13 protein-coding genes and 2 tRNA genes are annotated in these 18,201 nt (G+C 70.8%); 4 read left to right on the forward strand and 11 right to left on the reverse strand.

Annotated features, from left to right (window positions below):
- Positions 1-116: 116 nt before the first annotated feature.
- Genes OG741_RS07780 through pgsA form a run of 3 tightly spaced genes read right to left on the reverse strand, consistent with a single transcriptional unit; the run spans position 117 to position 2,835 of the window.
- Entirely contained in the window at positions 117-1,277 is a 1,161-nt protein-coding gene (locus OG741_RS07780) for a glycosyltransferase family 4 protein (protein WP_405596103.1), read from the reverse strand.
- Positions 1,274-2,170 carry a phosphatidylinositol mannoside acyltransferase gene (locus OG741_RS07785; RefSeq protein WP_405596104.1) on the reverse strand — a complete coding sequence of 299 codons (897 nt, stop codon included), beginning with the start codon at positions 2,168-2,170 and terminating at the stop codon, positions 1,274-1,276. Before OG741_RS07785 ends, OG741_RS07780 begins: the two co-directional genes overlap by 4 nt.
- Positions 2,170-2,835, reverse strand: coding sequence for a phosphatidylinositol phosphate synthase (gene pgsA, locus OG741_RS07790; RefSeq protein WP_266478615.1), 666 nt, complete (start codon positions 2,833-2,835; stop codon positions 2,170-2,172). Before pgsA ends, OG741_RS07785 begins: the two co-directional genes overlap by 1 nt.
- 266 nt (positions 2,836-3,101) lie before the next feature.
- On the opposite strand from pgsA, the gene OG741_RS07795 reads away from it, so the two are divergent.
- Positions 3,102-5,306 (forward strand): elongation factor G-like protein EF-G2, encoded by a 2,205-nt coding sequence (locus OG741_RS07795; protein ID WP_405596105.1) that lies wholly within the window; start codon positions 3,102-3,104, stop codon positions 5,304-5,306.
- 164 nt (positions 5,307-5,470) lie between these two features.
- Complete coding sequence (locus tag OG741_RS07800; RefSeq protein WP_405605448.1) at positions 5,471-7,126, forward strand: hypothetical protein; 1,656 nt, start codon at positions 5,471-5,473, stop codon at positions 7,124-7,126.
- Positions 7,127-7,177: 51 nt separating this feature from the next.
- Here OG741_RS07800 and OG741_RS07805 read toward each other — a convergent pair whose 3' ends face one another.
- The 4 genes from OG741_RS07805 to OG741_RS07820 form a co-directional block, all read right to left on the reverse strand.
- Positions 7,178-7,738, reverse strand: a complete 561-nt coding sequence (locus OG741_RS07805) for an HIT family protein (RefSeq protein WP_405596106.1) — start codon at positions 7,736-7,738, stop codon at positions 7,178-7,180.
- 102 nt (positions 7,739-7,840) lie between these two features.
- Positions 7,841-9,817, reverse strand: a complete 1,977-nt coding sequence (gene thrS, locus OG741_RS07810; protein WP_405596107.1) for a threonine--tRNA ligase — start codon at positions 9,815-9,817, stop codon at positions 7,841-7,843.
- A 289-nt stretch (positions 9,818-10,106) separates the two neighbouring features.
- The gene (locus tag OG741_RS07815) at positions 10,107-11,327 is read right to left on the reverse strand and encodes a hypothetical protein (protein WP_405596108.1); all 1,221 of its coding nucleotides are present in this window, start codon (positions 11,325-11,327) and stop codon (positions 10,107-10,109) included.
- Positions 11,327-11,923: a DUF4365 domain-containing protein gene (locus tag OG741_RS07820; RefSeq protein ID WP_405596109.1), complete on the reverse strand. Its 597-nt coding sequence runs from the start codon at positions 11,921-11,923 to the stop codon at positions 11,327-11,329. The genes OG741_RS07815 and OG741_RS07820 overlap by 1 nt, the downstream gene beginning before the upstream one ends.
- 172 nt (positions 11,924-12,095) lie before the next feature.
- Between OG741_RS07820 and OG741_RS07825 the strand changes: the two genes are divergently transcribed.
- Positions 12,096-12,821 carry a 3'-5' exonuclease gene (locus tag OG741_RS07825; RefSeq protein WP_405596110.1) on the forward strand — a complete coding sequence of 242 codons (726 nt, stop codon included), beginning with the start codon at positions 12,096-12,098 and terminating at the stop codon, positions 12,819-12,821.
- Positions 12,822-12,860: 39 nt separating this feature from the next.
- On the opposite strand, the gene OG741_RS07830 is transcribed toward OG741_RS07825, so the two are convergent.
- From OG741_RS07830 to OG741_RS07840, 3 genes are all read right to left on the reverse strand, one after another.
- Complete coding sequence (locus tag OG741_RS07830) at positions 12,861-14,531, reverse strand: carbohydrate binding domain-containing protein (RefSeq protein WP_405596111.1); 1,671 nt, start codon at positions 14,529-14,531, stop codon at positions 12,861-12,863.
- A 205-nt stretch (positions 14,532-14,736) separates the two neighbouring features.
- Positions 14,737-14,808: transfer RNA gene (locus tag OG741_RS07835), tRNA-Val, on the reverse strand.
- A gap of 39 nt (positions 14,809-14,847) precedes the next feature.
- Entirely contained in the window at positions 14,848-15,294 is a 447-nt protein-coding gene (locus OG741_RS07840; protein ID WP_405596112.1) for an SRPBCC family protein, read from the reverse strand.
- 103 nt (positions 15,295-15,397) lie between these two features.
- Here OG741_RS07840 and OG741_RS07845 point away from each other — a divergent pair, with 103 nt between their 5' ends.
- Entirely contained in the window at positions 15,398-18,010 is a 2,613-nt protein-coding gene (locus OG741_RS07845) for an SCO7613 C-terminal domain-containing membrane protein (protein WP_405596113.1), read from the forward strand.
- 65 nt (positions 18,011-18,075) lie between these two features.
- Here OG741_RS07845 and OG741_RS07850 read toward each other — a convergent pair.
- A tRNA-Val gene (locus OG741_RS07850) sits at positions 18,076-18,147 on the reverse strand.
- Between the last annotated feature and the right edge of the window lie 54 nt (positions 18,148-18,201).

Below are 18,201 nucleotides of genomic sequence, written 5' to 3' on the forward strand. Positions count from 1 at the left end.
CGGCCGAAGGTCGCATACGGGGTCCGGGGCGGAGCCCCCAGTTCGCGCCGCGAAGCCAGCGCGGCAGGGGTCTGGGGGCTTGCCCCCAGTTCGGGAAGGGGCGGGTCGGGGAAAACTCAGTCCCGCGCCAGCCCGAACCTCGCCCGGAACCCAGACCTCTCGTCCGCCGCCACCGACGCCGCCCCGTCCGTCACCGTCTCGTAGACCGACAGGATGTCCGCCCCGACCGTCGACCAGTCGAAGCGGCGTACGTGCGCGCTGCCCCGGGCGCGCAGTTCCTCGCGGCGGACCGGGTCGCCCAGGAGGCGGACCGCCGCCGTGGCCAGTGCGTCCGCGTCCTCGTTGGCGAAGAGTTCGCCGGCCGCGCCCTGGTCCAGGACCTGGGCGAAGGCGTCCAGGTCGGAGGCGAGCACCGCAGCGCCCGCCGACATCGCCTCGACGAGGATGATGCCGAAGCTCTCCCCGCCGGTGTTGGGCGCCACGTACAGGTCGACGCTCCGCAGCAGCCGTGCCTTGTCCTCGTCGCTGACCATGCCGAGGAACTCCACCCGCCGCCGCATGTCGACGGGCAGTGACGCGACGGCTTCTTCCTCGTCGCCGCGCCCGGCCACCAGAAGTCTGGTCGCGGGACGCTCGGCGAGGATCTTGGGCAGGGCCCTCATCAGCACCGGCAGACCCTTGCGGGGCTCGTCGATGCGCCCTATGAAGCCGATCGTGTCGCCCTGCCACTCGGCTTTCGGCTCGGCCTTGTCGAAGAAGCCGACGTCGACGCCGTTCGGGATGACGACCGCGTCGCCGCCCAGGTGCTCGACCAGGGTCCGCCGGGCGTACTCGCTGACAGCGATCCGGGCGCTGATCTTCTCCAGCGCGGGCTGCAGGATCGGATACGCCGCGATCATGGCGCGGGAGCGCGGGTTCGAGGTGTGGAAGGTGGCCACGATCGGGCCCTGCGCGGCCCAGCAGCTGAGCAGGCCCAGCGACGGCGAGGTCGGCTCGTGGATGTGGATGACGTCGAAGGTGCCGTCGTGCAGCCAGCGCCGTACCCGCGCGGCCGACAGAAAGCCGAAGTTGAGCCTGGCGACCGAGCCGTTGTACGGGACCGGAACGGCCCGCCCCGCCGAGACCACGTACGGCGGCAGCGGTGTCTCGTCGTCCGCCGGTGCCAGCACGGACACGTCGTGGCCGAGCCGGATCAGATGTTCCGCCAGGTCTCTGATGTGGAATTGGACGCCACCCGGTACGTCCCAGGAGTACGGGCAGACGATGCCGATCTTCACAGCGGCCGCTCCTCGAGGTCCGCGAGCCACAGCCGCTGCAGCATGTGCCAGTCCTCCGGGTGCTCGGCGATTCCCGTGGCGTAGGCGTCGGCCAGCGCCTGTGTCATGGAGGACGTCTTCTCGTCCTTGGTACCTGTCTCGGGCACCTCGACAGGCGGGTGGATCTGCCCCCGCATGACCGGCGCTTCGTCGTACCACAGCGTCACCGGCAGCAGCAGCGCGCCGGTCTGCTGGGCCAGCATCGCCGGTCCGGCCGGCATCCGGGCGCTCTCGCCGAAGTACTTCACCTCGACGCCCGATGCCGACAGATCACGGTCGGCGACCAGGCAGACCAGGCCACCGGCGCGCAGCCGCCGGGCGAGCGTGCCGAAGGCGGAGCCGCCCGCATGCGGCAGCACCTCCATGCCGAGGCTCTCGCGGTAGGCGACGAACCGGTCGTACAGCGTCTCGGGCTTGAGCCGCTCGGCGACCGTGGTGAAGGGGACGCCCAGGGTTCTGGTGACCCACACGCCCGCGAGGTCCCAGTTCGCCAGGTGCGGCAGCGCGACGATCACTCCGCGGCCGGAGGCGACGCCGTCCGTCAGATAGTGGGCGCCCTTGATCTGGACGTTGTCGGTGACGCGCTCGGCGCTCCATGTGGGCAGCCGGAAGGACTCCATCCAGTACCGCATGTACGAGCGCATACCGGCCTTCGACAGCTCGGCCAGGCGCTCGGGGCCCGCGTCGGGCACGACGCGGGCGAGGTTGGACTCCAGCCGCAGCACGCTCTTGCCGCGCCGCTTCCACGCGATGTCCGCGATGGTGCGGCCGAGCGCGGCGGCCGCCGGCTCGGGCAGCTTTTTGACCGTGCTCCAGCCCAGGCCGTACAGCCCGTCGGTCAGCCGCTCCCGCATCACGTCGCCTCAGCCTCGTTCCCCTGCCCCGCGGCGGCGTCCGCCTCCGCGGACTCCCGCCGTACCGTCACGACCCGCTGCCCGAGCGTGACCAGGCTGCCGACGGCGACGATCCACAGCGCGATCGGCAGCAGTACCTCGATCCCCGGCACCCCGAAGGTGTGCAGACCCGCGAGCCCGGCGGCGACCAGTGAGATCACCAGTCGCTCGGCCCGCTCGATCAGCCCGTTGACGGCGACGGGCAGGCCGATCGATTCCCCGCGCGCCTTGGTGTACGAGACGACCTGGCCGCTCGCCAGACAGAAGATGGCGACGGCACACATCACATTGTCGTCCCCCGTGCCGGCGTACCAGAGCGCGAAGCCGCCGAAGATCGCGCTGTCCGCGACCCGGTCGAGCGTCGAGTCCAGGAAGGCTCCCCACCGGCTCGAAACCCCCGCCTGCCGCGCCATGTTGCCGTCGACGAGGTCGGAGAAGACGAACGAGGTGATGACGATCGTGCCCCAGAAGAACTCTCCCCGGGGGAAGAAGACCAGCGCACCCGCCATCACTCCGGCCGTGCCGATGAGGGTGACCGCGTCCGGGCTCACCCCTCGGCGGAGCAGAAACGCGGCGAACGGTGTGAGGACACGCGTAAAAAATGCACGCGCGTACTTGTTCAGCATGGCCTTCCCGAGGGTCGGTGGGCCGAGTGACCCCAATGGCCACCGGCTGGCCCATCGTAGCCAGGCCCCGCGCACTCCACCGAGGCACACCCGCCTCCCGTGGTCGCGTACGACGTATGGACGCAACCTGACGGGAGTGGAAAGCTCGAAAGACGACCGCGGGCATCGCCGGAGCTGCCCCCGGACGCTGTCCGGGACCTCCCTCATGGCTCCCCGCGCCCGCGGCCCCACTCTCCTCACCGGACAATCGATCGGGAGGCAAGATCATGGGCGACAAGAACGCACACCCCGGAGCCGCCGGCAGGGCAGCTACGGCCGACCAGCCCTCATCCGTACGGAACGTGGTGCTGGTCGGCCACAGCGGATCGGGAAAAACAACATTGATCGAGGCCCTGGCGCTGACCGCGGGAGCGGTCAACCGGGCGGGCCGGGTCGAGGACGGCGGGACGGTCTCGGACTACGACGAGATCGAGCACCGGCAGCAACGTTCCGTCCAGCTGTCCCTGGTCCCCGTCGAATGGGGCGGGTACAAAATCAATCTCCTGGACACTCCCGGATATGCCGACTTCGTCGGGGAGCTCAGGGCCGGTCTGCGAGCCGCGGACGCGGCCCTTTTCGTTGTCTCGGCCGCGCAGGAGGCCGACGCGATCGCGGGCGCGACCCGGATGGTGTGGGAGGAGTGCGCGGCGGTCGGAATGCCGCGCGCGATCGTCGTGACGCATCTGGAGACGGCGCGGACCGACTTCGAGGAGCTGACCCGGGTCTGCGGGACCATCTTCGGCGGCGACGACCCCGACGCCGTACTGCCGCTGTATCTGCCGCAGTACGGGGCGCAGAATCCCGACGGGCACGCCCCGGTCACCGGCCTCGTCGGACTGCTGTCCCAGAAGATCTTCGACTACTCCTCCGGCGAACGGAAGGAGACCGAGCCCGATCCGGCACAGACGCCGCTGATCGAGGAGGCCCGCAACCGGCTGATCGAAGGGATCATCGCCGAGAGCGAGGACGAGACCCTCATGGACCACTACCTCGGCGGCGGCGAGATCGACCTCAAGACGCTGATCGGGGACCTGGAGAAGGCCGTGGCGCGTGGCATCTTCCACCCGGTGCTGGCCGCGGCCCCCGCGCCCGAGGGTGCCAAGCAGGGGCTCGGCACGGTCGAGCTTCTCGAACTCATCACCGGCGGCTTCCCGACTCCGCTGGAGACCACCGCCCCCGCCGTGACCACCCCGCAGGGCGCGGCGCGCCCGCAGGTCAGCTGCGACCCGGACGGTCCTCTGGTGGCCGAGGTGGTCAAGACCGCGTCCGACCCCTATGTCGGCCGGATCTCGCTCGTACGGGTCTTCTCCGGCACCCTGCGTCCCGACGAGACCGTCCATGTGTCCGGGCACGGTCTGTCCGACCGCGGCCATGAGGACCATGACGTCGACGAGCGCGTCGGCGCGCTCTCCGCCCCCTTCGGCAAGCAGCAGCGCCCGCTCGGCCACGTCATCGCCGGAGATCTCGCCTGTGTGGCCAAGCTGGCCAGGGCCGAGACCGGGGACACGCTCTCGGCGAAGGACGACCCGCTGCTGATGGAGCCGTGGACGATGCCCGATCCGCTGCTGCCGCTGGCCATCCAGGCACACAGCAAGCCGGACGAGGACAAACTCTCCCAGGGGCTTTCGCGACTGGTAGCCGAGGATCCGACGATGCGCCTCGAACAGAACCAGGCGACCCACCAGGTGGTGCTGTGGTGCCTCGGGGAGGCGCACGCGGATGTCGCGCTGGAGCGGCTGCGCAACCGCTACGGCGTCCAGGTCGACGTCGTACCGCACAAGGTGTCGCTGCGGGAGACCTTCGGCGACCGGTCGGCGGGACGCGGGCGGCATGTGAAGCAGTCCGGCGGGCACGGCCAGTACGCGATCTGCGAGATCGAGGTGGATCCGCTGCCGGCGGGCTCGGGGATCGAGTTCGTCGACAAGGTGGTGGGCGGCGCGGTACCGCGGCAGTTCATCCCGTCCGTGGAGAAGGGCGTACGCGCGCAGGCGGCGCGGGGCGTCGCGGCCGGATATCCGCTCGTCGATGTCCGGATCACGCTGCTGGACGGCAAGGCGCACTCGGTGGACTCCTCGGACGCGGCCTTCCAGACGGCGGGCGCGCTCGCGCTGCGTGAGGCGGCGGGCGATGCGCGCATCCATCTGCTGGAGCCGGTGGCCGAGGTGCGGGTGCTGGTCTCGGACGAGTACGTGGGTCCGGTGATGAGCGATCTGTCGGGGCGGCGCGGCCGGGTGGTCGGCACCGAGCAGGCGGGCGGGGGGCGCACGCTCGTACGGGCCGAGGTGCCGGAGATCGAGATCGGGCGCTACGCGGTGGACCTGCGGTCGATCTCGCACGGCACCGGGCAGTTCAGCCGCTCCTACGCCCGGCATGAAGCCATGCCGCCGCAGCTCGCCGACAAGATCCGCGAGCAGGCCGAGCACGGCTCGTAATTGAGGGTGCCGCCCGCCGACAGCTGTGGGGCGGGCGGCACTTCAAACCTGTGACGTGGGCCGTGCGCCCCCGATACGCTGTAGTGCCCCAGCTCAGAAGGTGTGCGGGGCGCGGTAGTTGGGAACAGGCCGCAGTGCGGATGCTTGCGGCGATGGGGGCGGTAGTGGCGAACGACGCTTTCGATTTCACTCCGGGGGCACAGGTCCCGCTCCTGGGCTCGGCCGGACAGACGGCGGCGACGCATGCGCTCGCCTCCGCCGCGTACCGCGACAGCCCGGTCAAGGACCTGCTCAAGGCCAACAGCGAGTGGCACAAGTCGGAGGTGAAGCCGGGGAAGTTCTCGCTGTTCGAGCCGAATCTGGGCGAGGCGTTCTCGCGGGCGGTGCAGCTGCGGATGCTCGGCGGCGCGCGCAAGGCGCTGATCCAGTCCTTCGGCACCGAGCCGCAGGCGGTGGTCGAGCACTGCCTGGCCGCCACCCGGATCCGCAAGGAGCGCGACGCCAGACTCACCGGTGTGATGGCCGTCTTCGGGCTGCTCTTCCTGCCCGGACTGCTGCTCTGGCTGGTCGTGTTCCAGCTGCGGCGGACGATCGCGGGCGCATCCAACAAGCGGGCGGGGGCGCTCGGCACCCTGCTGCTCGTCGGCATCGGCGGCCTGGCCGTGATCTTCCTGATCAAGCTGCCGTTCGGCGGGCTGCTCGGCTACTACATCCGCGGCATGATCGTGGCGCCGGTCATCGGCTGGGTACTGGCCAAGCGGATCTGCGAGTCCACGGCGAAGGATCTGCGCGCCCGCTGGGACAGTCTGCTTTCGGGCGGCGGTCTCGGCGCCAAGGTCCCCGAGGCCGTCCCCGGTCACCCCAATGAGACCGCGCGCGAGCAACTGCGCCAGGGACTTGAGAAGCTCACCGCCGAGCAGCAGTCCAACGCGGTCTTCTATGCGGGCCCCAAGGGGATACTCGGCATGGGCACCCGCTGGGGAAGCTGGCAGATGGCCGAGGAGCTGGTCTCCAAGGAGGCGGGCAAGGACATCAACCAGTTCCGCAGCTGGGACGTGATACGAGCGGTCCACGACAAGCTGAAGATGCTGGAACGCGGCCCGCTGAACTCCGGCGGCTTCCCCACCCCCTCGGTCAAGCACTGGATCGTGGCACCGGTCGGTGAGAACGCCGGGGAGGTGACCCGGCCGGAGGGCCAGGACGTGGAGACGTTCCAGGTCAAGGGCCACGAGATACAGCGGATCTGCAATCACCAGCAGTTCGGCGGCGGGAACCGCCACTATCTGGGCGTGCAGTTCACGCTCTGGGACGGCCAGTTGGTGATCACCATGATGATCACCGTGACGGTTCTCCACGAGACACTGCGCATCGAGGTGACCGGGCATGCGCTCGGCCCGGTGCACTCGCTGTTCACCACCAAGCCCGCGCCCAAGACCGTCACGGTCGCCAAGACGGTCCGTTTCTGGGAGACCGTCGACCGGGCGCTGCCGCTGGTGGAGACGCCCGAGGTGGTACGGCTCGCGGTGCGGGCGCCCTTCACCTGGTATCCGCCGCTGCTCGACTTCCTCGGCGGCAAGCTGGTGCTCCCCGAGCCCTTCGGGCTGCGCCACGCCTGGGCCGAGAAGCCCTGGCGGCACCGTTTCATGGCGGACGACGCGATGCGTGCGGCCACGCCCGTCCTGCGCGTCACGCACGCGGCGGCGATGAGGGTGCTCGAGGAGAACGGCGTGGACACCGAGCGCTTCGGCAACCGCTCCATGATCGTGAGCGGCTTCGTCCAGGACCCCACGCCCCGCAAGGCGGACCTCTACGACGCGTAGGAGCGGCCCGCCTCTTCAGGAGGCGGGCCAGCTTCAGGAGGCGGGCCGGCTTCAGGAGGCGGGCCAGGCCTCCGCCAGCATCTTGCGGGTGTCGGCGAGCAGCTGGGGCAGCACCTTCGTGTGCCCGACGACCGGCATGAAGTTGGTGTCCCCGCCCCACCTCGGCACGACGTGCTGGTGCAGATGGGCGGCGATCCCGGCGCCCGCGACCGTGCCCTGGTTCATTCCGATGTTGAAGCCGTGCGCGCCCGACGCCTTGCGCAGCGCGGTCATCGCCTGCTTGGTGAACAGCGCGAGCTCGGCGGTCTCCGCGTCGTCCAGTTCGGTGTAATCGGCGACATGACGGTAGGGCACGACCATCAGATGCCCGCCGTTGTACGGGTAGAGATTGAGCACCGCGTAGACGTCCGAGCCACGGGCGATGACGAGCCCGTCCTCGTCCGACATGGAGGGGATGACGCAGAAGGGACAGCCGTCGTCGGCCCCCGGACCCGTCGGCTTGTTCTCTCCCTGGATGTACGCCATGCGGTGGGGTGTCCACAGGCGCTGGAACGCATCCTGCGTTCCGACTCCGATCTGCTGCTCCGGCTCAAGCGTCATGCTGTGCAGCATATGACTTCGCCCGGCCGCGCAGACGGGAGACCCCCGCAGCACTGATCGCGCTGCGGGGGTCTCGTACGGCGTGCGTGCCCGCTGCCGCGCGGGCGCCGGGTGTCAGAGCTGGACGCGCTCCTCGACGACCTTCGCGATCTTCGCGATGGCCTCGTCGACCGGGATGCCGTTCTCCTGCGAGCCGTCGCGGTAGCGGAAGGAGACCGCGCCGGCGGCCATGTCCTCGTCGCCCGCGATGACCATGAAGGGCACCTTCTGCTTCTGCGCGTTGCGGATCTTCTTCTGCATACGGTCCGAGGATGCGTCCACCTCGACCCGCAGCCCCTTGGCCTTCGCCTTGGCGGCGAACTCCTGCAGGTAGGGGATGTGCGCGTCGCCGATCGGGATGCCGAGCGCCTGGACCGGCGCGAGCCAGGCCGGGAACGCGCCCGCGTAGTGCTCCAGCAGCACCGCGAAGAACCGCTCGATCGAGCCGAACAGCGCGCGGTGGATCATGACCGGGCGCTGCTTGGTGCCGTCGGGACCGGTGTACTCCAGGTCGAAGCGCTCCGGCAGGTTGAAGTCGAGCTGGACGGTGGACATCTGCCAGGTACGGCCGATGGCGTCCTTGGCCTGCACGGAGATCTTCGGCCCGTAGAACGCGGCGCCGCCCGGGTCGGGGACCAGCGGGAGGCCCTGCTTCTCGGCGACCTTGCGCAGCGTCTCGGTCGCCTCCTCCCAGATCTCGTCGGAGCCGACGAACTTCTCCGGGTCCTTGGTGGACAGCTCCAGATAGAAGTCGGTGAGGCCGTAGTCGCGCAGCAGGTTCAGCACGAAGGTCAGCGTCGAGTCGAGCTCGTCCGCCATCTGCTCCTTGGTGCAGTAGATGTGCGCGTCGTCCTGGGTGAAGCCGCGGGCCCGGGTCAGGCCGTGCACGACGCCCGACTTCTCGTAGCGGTACACGGTCCCGAACTCGAAGAGACGCAGCGGCAGTTCACGGTAGGAGCGGCCGCGCGCATCGAAGATCAGGTTGTGCATCGGGCAGTTCATGGGCTTGAGGTAGTAGTCCGTGCCCTCGTCGAGCTGCATGGGCGGGTACATGCCCTCGGCGTACCAGTCCAGGTGGCCCGAGGTCTCGAAGAGCTTCCCCTTGGTGGCGTGGGGGGTGTAGACGAACTCGTACCCCTCCTCCTCGTGCCGCTTGCGGGAGTAGTCCTCCATGACCCGGCGTACGACACCGCCCTTGGGGTGGAAGACCGCGAGACCCGAGCCGATCTGGTCCGGGATGGAGAACAGGTCCAGCTCGTTGCCCAGCTTGCGGTGGTCGCGCTTCTCGGCCTCGGCGAGGAACTCCAGGTGAGCCTTGAGCTCTTCCTTGGAGGGCCAGGCGGTGCCGTAGATGCGCTGCAGCATCGGGTTCTTCTCGCTGCCGCGCCAGTACGCGGCGGCATTGCGCATCAGCTTGAAGGCCGGGATGTTACGGGTGCTGGGCAGGTGCGGACCGCGGCACAGGTCCTTCCAGCACAGCTCGCCGGTCTTGGCGTCGAGGTTGTCGTAGATCGTCAGCTCACCGGCGCCGACCTCGACGTCCGCACCGTCGTCGGAGGAGGCGGAGCCCTTGATGCCGATGAGCTCCAGCTTGTACGGCTCGCTCGCAAGCTCCTCGCGGGCGGCCTCATCGGTGACGACCCGCCGCGAGAAGCGCTGGCCGCGCTTCTGGATCTCCTGCATCTTCTTCTCGATGGCCTTGAGGTCATCGGGGTGGAAGGGCTTCTCGACGTCGAAGTCGTAGTAGAAGCCGTCCTTGACCGGCGGCCCGATGCCGAGCTTGGCCTCGGGGAAGAGCTCCTGCACGGCCTGCGCCATGACGTGCGCGGTGGAGTGCCGCAGGATGCCCAGGCCGTCCTCGGAGGAGATCTCGACGGGCTCGACCTCCTCGCCGTCCTTGACCTCGTACGCGAGGTCCTTCAGCTCACCGGCGACGCGGGCCGCGATGACGGTGCGCTCGCCGGGGAAGAGGTCGGCCGCCGTGGTGCCCGTGGTCACCACGCGCTCTTCCCGCTCGGAATCGCGTTGGATGATCACACGGACGTCTGACACCGGTCTCTCCTGACTGAAGGGGGACGCCGCGTTGGTAGTGGGCGCGCTACGAATCGTACCGAGCCGGTGGGGTCCGTCGCGAAACGGTTAGCCGGGGGCGCTGCCCCGGACCCCGTACGCGCTTCGCGTGTCCTCAATCGCCGGACGGGCTGAATGTGCGGCCCCGCCGCACATTCCAGCCCCGCCGGCGTTTGAGGCGCGGGGTCTGGGGCGGAGCCCCAGTTCGGGAAGGGGCGGGTAGGGGAACAAGCCCGCCGCAGGCGCACCGCAACCACCGCACCCCGCCCCTTTACTCCCCCTGACACGCCTCCTCGAAGAAGTCCAGATTCTCCTGGAGCGACTTCATCAGCCGGTCCCGCTCCGCCTCATCCACCTGCACCGGAACCACATTCGACGCGTCCGTCAGCCGCCGGAACCCCCCTCGGCTCTCCAGCCGCCCCACGACCCGGATCGGCAGGCCGACCAGGTGCGCATGGCCCGCCGTGCGGTAGGAGTCCTCGTCCAGTGCCACCCGTACATGTGGCACCTCCGCTCCCGCCAGGACGCGCAGGCGCACCGTCCCCGCCCCCCGCGGCCCGGAGCGCCGCATCCGGACGACCGTGCCGGTGACACGGACCGGCACGGACGGCTCGTCCTGGAGATAGCGGGCGCCGGCCTCGCGCAGCGCGGGCAGGTCGCCCGGCGAGAACTCGACCGGTTCGTTCCGCGGCGCGCAGCCTGCCGGGACTCCCGCCGCAGGTGACCACTCCAGCGCCACCCGCGCCCCTTCGGACCCCCGCACCAGGGCGATGATCGCTTCCGTCAGCTCGCGGCTCACTCCCGCCTCAACGGCCGCGTCGAACGCCTCCATCCCGCCCGTCGCGCGCTGGTAGTCCGCCGCCTCCCGCGCCGCCTGCAAGGCGTGGTACAGCCGCACGACGACCGCCCGCCCGCTCTGCACCGGCACGAACGCGGTGAGGCTGCGCCCGCCGGGCGCCGGTCCCACCAGAACCTCTTCCAGCGAGGCCTGCGCCTGGCGCCGGTGCCGCGCGCCGTAGTACCCCGCGCGGCCGCGCGCCGCCAGCGCCCCGGCCATCAGCATCTGCCGTGCGGCTCCCCGCAGTTGCTCCTGTACGGTCCACGACGCCGCACCCGAAGGACCCTGGGGCACATCACGCCACCACCGGATCTCGTCGCTCGGCACGGTCAGTCCGACGAGCACCTCACGGGCCGAGGGCGCGGCACTGCGCGCGAGCGCGGTCAGCGCCTCGCCCAGCAGGTCCTCGCAGTCCGGGAACGACCTGCTCTCGGGCACCAGCAGGCTCGTACCGCCCGCCCCGGGCCCGGGCGGCGTCCAGCGCGCATAGCGCCCGGCCGCTCCCCCGCGCCGCCGCCACCCGTGCCGGTCCAGGAGCGCCCCGAGAACCACGGGGTCGACCTGGGCCGGGTCCGGTTCGCCGCTCCCGTACCAGGCGCCCGGCCGGTCGCCCGTCGGATGGGGCCGTACCGACTCGTCGAAAGGCCGCTGCATCAAGGTCTCCCTCCCGCCCCGACCCTGGTCATGATCTCGCAGAGCGCCCGGTCGTCGAAGATCCGCGAGGTCGGGATCCGCACAGTGGTCCTGCTCCTGCCCGTCACCGGGTGGCCTGCCAGGTTGGTCCAGTAGCAGCAGTGCCGCAGATCGAGCCGGTCGTGACTGGCGCGCAGCCACTCGTCCTGGGTCCGGGGGACGAGCATCACGACGAGGATCTTGTGCACGGACACCGGGCTGCGGGCCAGCTTCACCAGATGGTTGTTGTCGAGGGTGAAGGAGAACGCCGGTCCCGGTGGGTGCGGTGGGATCTGGTAGGTGCACTTGAGCTGCACTTTGATGGTCACCTCGTCGTCGACGGTGTGACCGGCCGAGCTGTGGCTGACATGCCAGTCGATGCCGTTGTCCGGAAAGGGCTGCGACAGGGAGCAGCCCGCCGCTGCGGCAACGGCGTGCAGATAGCCCACCTGGAGTGTCTCCATGCAGGCGGTGGTGGCGAGTGCTCCGCGCAGCGGTACGGTCCGCTGGGGCAGCAGCCCTCCCCCTCGACCTTCGGCCTGGGAGGTACCCCCAGACTCAGGCTGCGTGAGCGCCATGGCTCCTCGTGCCTTCCGGGCTGTGCCGATCGATGTCCCCTGGACGGGCCGTCAACTCACACACCCGTCATCTGTGTTGTCACCGCCCGGCGTACGGCGCAAACAGCCCGGGTATCACCGATTCGGGCAGGGGGATCACGCCATCTGCCACGCATGTGCGAGGAGTTCGGGGATGACGCGCTGGTATGACGGCCCCCTGGCCGCATTTGACACTGAGACAACCGGAGTCGACGTCGAGGAGGACCGCATCGTTTCGGCTGCGGTCGTCGTCCAGGACATGACGGGCGGCCGCCCGCGCGTCACACGCTGGCTGGTCAATCCCGGGGTGCCCGTGCCCCCGGGAGCCACCGAGGTGCACGGGCTGACGGACGATCACCTTCAGCGCAACGGCCGCTGGCCGGCGCCCGTGGTGGAGGAGATAGCCAGGCTGCTTGCCGAGCAGTGCGCCGCGGCCCGCCCGCTCGTGGTGATGAACGCACCCTTCGATCTGACCATCCTCGACCGGGAGTTGCGGCGCCACCGCGCGGCGTCGCTCGCCCAGTATCTGGAGAACGTCCCGCTGTGCGTACTGGATCCGAGGGTCCTGGACAAGCATCTGGACCGCTACCGCAAGGGGCGCCGTACCCTCTCGGACCTGTGCGACCAGTACGAGGTGGTGCTGGACGGCGCCCATGACGCGGCCGCGGACGCGATGGCGGCGCTCGAGGTCACCCGGGCGGTGGGGCGCCGTTTCGCCTCGCGCCTGGAGCGTCTTGCCCCCTCGGAGCTGCATACGCTGCAGGCGGTGTGGCATGCGGCGCAGGCGCGCGGGCTGCAGGCGTGGTTCGCCCGCAGTGGTGCGCCGGAGGAGGTGGACCCGCACTGGCCCCTGCGTACGGATCTGCCCGCCGCGGCCTGAGTCCGGGTGGCGCCCCGAGGGGAACGCCACCCGGTTCCGTCAGCCGGTGAATCCCGCGGTGATGGAAGTGAATTGCCAGGTGCTCTGGCTGATGCCGGAGCAGTTGCTCACCACGCCGCCGCCGGGGCAGGGACGGTCACGGTTGACCGACCAGTACGCGAGCCGGGCGATGTGGTGGGAGTTGGCCCAGTCCTTGATCTGGGTCCAGGTCGCCGGGCTGGTGAGTTCCTGCTGGTCGCTGAGGCCGTTCATGCCCGAGATGCCGATGTGGGCGTAGGCGGTGGCGTCCGACCAGCCGAAGGTGCTCTTGAGCTTGGTCTTGAGCCCCTCGGTGGCGTTGACGGTGTTGCCGTACATGTCGGCGCCGCCGCCGAAGTCGAACGGCATGATCGTGAAGACGTCGATGTCGGCCTGGAGTGCGTTCGCGCGCTCGATGAGCCGGCTGCCCCACCAGGTCGGGCCGGTGGTGCTGGTGCCGAAGGTGAGGATCGTCTTCAGGCCGGGGTTGTTCTGCTTGACGATCTTCAGCGCACCGAGTATCCGGTCCTGGACGACCTCGTTCTCGAACTCGTCGCTGTTCTCGATGTCGACGTCGATGGCCTTCAGGCCATAGGCGTTGATGACCTGCTGGTAGGCGCCGGCCAGCGCCTCGGCGGTTGAGCAGTTCGGGCCGAGCTTGTTGCCGCTCCAGCCGCCGATGGACGGGACGATGTCGCCGCCCGCGCCTCGGATCGCGTTGATGGTGGACTGGTCAATGCCACCGGTGAGCGGGCGGTTGCCGTCCCAGGCTGGGTTGCAGCCGCCGGAGGAGAGGATGAAGGCCATGGTGAACCACTTGATGCCGGTCGCGCTCATCACCGAGGTGGCACTGGGCGGGTCGCCCCAGCCCAAGTAGAGGTACGGGGCCGCCTGCTTGAAGCCGGTGCCACCGCCGCCGCCCGCGTCGGTCGTCACACTGACGGCCGTCGAGGCCGGTGAGAGATTGCCCGCCGCGTCGCGGGCACGGACCGTGAAGCTGTACGAGGTGCTGGCCGCCAGGCCACTGACGGTGGCGCTGGTGCCGGTCACGGTGGCGGCTCTCGTCGAGCCCTGGTAGACGTCGTAGCCGGTGACGCCGACATTGTCGGTCGACGGGTTCCAGGCAAGTGAGACGCTGGAGGAGGACTTGCCGGTGGTGCGCGGATTCGTGGGTGCGGTGGGTGCCTGGGTGTCGCCGCCGCCTCCGCCGCCGGGACCGTCGAGGCTGATGTCGTCGGCGTAGTAAGTGCCCTGCGCGTACCAGCCGTTGACGTAGATTTCGGCGGTGGTCTGTGCCGCGCCGGTGGTGAACGAGACGGACAGCTGGGTGTACGCGGTCGCGGACGGGGTCCAGGTGGACGTCGCGCCGGTCACGCCGAGGAAGACATAGCTGCCGCGCACCCAGCCCGAGAGTGTGTATGCAGTGTTGGGCTGCACGGCGACGGTCTGGGTGCACTTGGCGTTGTCGCTCGCGCTCGCGGCACCGGCGAGCGCCTTCGTACCGCTGTGCACGGGGCTGCTCACCACCGAGCCGAGTCCGCCGGTGCAGGACCAGCCGGACAGGGAGCCGGTTTCGAAGCCGGGATTGCTGAGCAGGTTGGCGGCCTGGGCCGTGCCGGGCACGGCGAGCGATGCGGCTGCGGCGAGCAGCGCCGCACCGAGTCCGGCCAGTAGGCGATTTCGGATACGCACGTGACCTCCCGGTGAAGGGGTGGGGGCGGGTCGTTCGGACCGGACGCGGCGCCACGATTGGTCTGGACCTGCGAGGCGGATTAGAGCGGAGTGGCGCGCTCACGTCAAGAGTGGGCGCGGGACAAAGGCCGCCGCCGACCCGGGAGTTGAAGCCCTGAAAACGCAGTGAGGCCGGTCCGTCGACTGACGGACCGGCCTCTCCCGGTGGGCGATACTGGGTTCGAACCAGTGACCTCTTCGGTGTGAACGAAGCGCTCTCCCACTGAGCTAATCGCCCGGGAACGCACTGAACCATACAGGCCCCGGCGGGCTTCCTTCAAACTCCGTCCAGGTAGGCGGCAAGTCCGCGCCTGCCGCCGCGCATCATCACCGCGTGGTTGGCACGGAAGGCCGGACGGCACGGCACCGCCAGCCGCCTCATCAGCGGCTTGCACACCTCCACCTCCTGTTCGTACAGCGCCCGGGTGCCCGCCCCGCGCGCCGAAAGCGTCCACCGCGCCCAGCCCTCCAGGTCCCCCTCCATCCCCACTTCCAGCACGCCTGCTGCCGGGTCGCGCCGCTGGGCGCGGGCGGTGACGAGCAGTTCGTACGGGAGGAAGGAACGGAAACGGGCGGTCCCGGTCAGCTCGTCGAGCGGGGTCACCTCTCGTACCTGCGGCCACCAGCGCGGGTAGTCCTCGGCCCGCTCGAGCACCGCGAACACGGCGGTGGGCCGCGCGGTCAGGTCCCAGATGCTGCGGAAGCGGTATCGGCACCAGTTCATGGCCCAAGTCTGCGCCCGGGAAGGTGTACGGCGGGGGTACTCACACGCGAACTGAGTATGCGCGCCCATGCCTCGGGATGTGGCGGTGGCCACACTCCGCACTATGGAGAACGTTCCGCCACCCGCCGAGGAACTGGCGATCCTCGACCGCGAGCTCGTCCGACTGGACGCCCGCCGGGCCCAGTTGCTGGCCCGCAGAGCCTGGCTGCTGACCGTCGTACAGCAGCATGTAGCGCCGCCTCCTTCGGCGGCGCGGCCCTTCGCCGCTCCCCCGCCGGACGCCGCGCCGCGCAGTGTGCAGAACCTGCTGCTGACGCTCGGCGGCATCCTGCTGACCATCGCCGCGATCGCGTTCACGCTGGTCAGCTGGGGTCACTTGGGCATCGGCGGGCGCTCGGCGGTGCTCGGCGCCGTGACGGTCGCGGCGCTCGCCGCACCGGTCGCGCTGCTGCGGCGCACGCTGGCCTCCACGGCGGAGTCGCTGGCAGGTCTCGGCCTGGTGCTGATGGTGCTGGACGCGTACGCCCTGCACCGGGTCGCGCTGGCGGAGACCGGCCCGCTCGCCTACGCGGCCGTCGCCTCGGCCGTGCTCGCGGCGCTGTGGTCGGCGTACGGGCTGTCCCTGGAGGGGCTGCGAATTCCGCTGCCGGTGGCCGTGCTGACCGCGCAACTCCCGCTGCCGCTCTGGTCGCTGACCGCCGGTCCGGGCGCACCGCCGATGGAGTGGGCCCTGCTGGCGACCGCCTCGCTCGATGTCGCGGTCGCGCTGTGGACACCCCATAAGCCGGGACTCCGGCCCTTCGCGGCCACCTGCGCCGCGGTGACGGGTGGCGGGGCCCTGCTCATCGGCGGCGCGCAGTCGGTGACCGCGGACACGCCGCTCGACGCGCTCGCCCCTGCCGGGCTGCTCCTCGCGGCGGCGGGCTTGGCGCTCTTCGCGGCCCGGCGCTCGCCGTCGGCCGCGGTGCCCTGCTCCGCCGTGGCCGGCCTCGCGACGATCGCGGCGCTCGGCGCAGTGGCCCGCGCGGGCGTCCCCGAGGGATGGTCGGTGCTGGGGTATCTGCTGTGCGCGGTCAGCCTGTTGGTTCTCGTACGGACGGTCTCGCCGCAGCGACTGCGTCCTGGTCTGACGGCCGCGGCGGGCGCGGTCCACGCGCTCGCGGCTCTCGTGATGCTCCCCCTGGTGGCGCTCACCCTGGCGGGCCCGCTGTCGACGACGGACACCGTCTGGTCGTCGGCCACCGGGCCGACCGCCCGCGGCGCACTGGGCGTACCGCTCCCGGAGCCGGGCCTGACGGCGTCCCCGCTTGTCTTGTTGATCGTGGCGGCGACGCTGGCGACGGCGTCGCGCTGGTGGCTGTCGCCGACGGCGACGCGGACGGCCGCTCCCGGCGACGACTCGGACGAGTCCACGCAGCACGACCGCGCGGGCTCACCGGAAGCTCCGACCCCGGCAGGTCACCCCACCCCTGCGCCCGGTACGCCGGGTACACCGCCCCCGGCCGGACCGGCAGAGCCCCCCAGTGCCCCCTGGCTTGCCTGGGGCACGACCGCCGACGCCCCGGCAGCCCGGCCCGACCGCAGTGCCGCGGCCGGCACCGGGGCCCTCGCCCTCGCGTGGGCCGGGCTGTTCGTCGTGCCGCCCGCGCTCGATCTCGGCTACGTCGCGACCCTCACGCTTCACGTGCTCCTCACCGCCGCCGCCCTGGCGCTCGCCGTGCGTCCCGCGTGGACCGCCCGGCTCGCCCCGGCCGCCGTCCCCGTTGCCCTCGCCTGCTCTCTCGCGGGAGCCGGGAGCGTCGCCGTACTGTCTCTGGCCACGCGCCCCGCGACGTTCACGGTGCTCGGCACGCTGACCGCCGCCCTCGCCGGGGCCGCGTTCACCGCCCGCGGCCCGCGCGCCGTGCAGGCAGTCCTCGCCTGCACGGCCACCGGCTTCGCGACCGCGCTGCTCGGCGCCGTCGCCGCGGCCGCCGAACTCCCGCCCCACCGGGCCGCGTTGCTGATCCTCGCCGTCCCCGCCGCCGTGGCCCTGCTCGCGGCCGGGCTGGGCCGCCACCCCGTGGCCCTCCCCATGGAACTCACCGGCGCGGCCGCGGGCCTTGTCGCGGTCGTCCTCGCCGCCGGGGACAGGCCGACCCTCGCCCTGGTGCTGGCGTTCTGCGGTGTGATCGCCGCGGGCACCGCGGTACGGGCCGAGCGCCGCCCCTCCGCCGGATACCTCGCCGCGGTGCTGTTCGTGCTCGCCACCTGGGTACGGCTGTACGCATCGGACGTCACCACCCCGGAGGCGTACACCCTTCCCGTGACCCTCCCCGCGCTCGCCGTGGGCGTGCTGCGCCGCCGCCGCGACCCGGGGGCCTCGTCCTGGACGGCGTACGGACCCGGTCTCGCCGCGACGCTGCTGCCGAGCCTCGTCACGGCATGGGGAGACGACCACTGGCTGCGCCCGCTGCTGCTCGGCCTGGCGGCCCTGGCCCTCACGCTCACCGGCGCCCGGCTGCGCCTTCAGGCGCTGCTGGTGCTCGGCGGCACGGTGCTCGCGCTCGACGCGCTGCACGAGCTCGCGCCGTACGTCGTCCAGGTCGTGGGCGCACTCCCCCGCTGGCTGCCGCCCGCGCTCGCCGGACTGCTGCTCCTCGCCGTCGGCGCGACCTACGAGCAGCGGCTGCGCGACGCCCGGAGGCTGCGGGACACCCTGGGCCGGATGCGCTGACTCGGCCCGGGACGCACGAACGCCGAAGGCCCGGAGACTCGACGTCTCCGGGCCTTCGGTCCGGGTGGGCGATACTGGGTTCGAACCAGTGACCTCTTCGGTGTGAACGAAGCGCTCTCCCACTGAGCTAATCGCCCGGGCACTCCGCAAAGATTACCCCATGTCAGAGTGTCCCCCAGACCATTTTCAGG

This window comes from Streptomyces sp. NBC_01410 (genome assembly GCF_045040195.1).
Classification (GTDB): Bacteria; Actinomycetota; Actinomycetes; order Streptomycetales; family Streptomycetaceae; genus Streptomyces.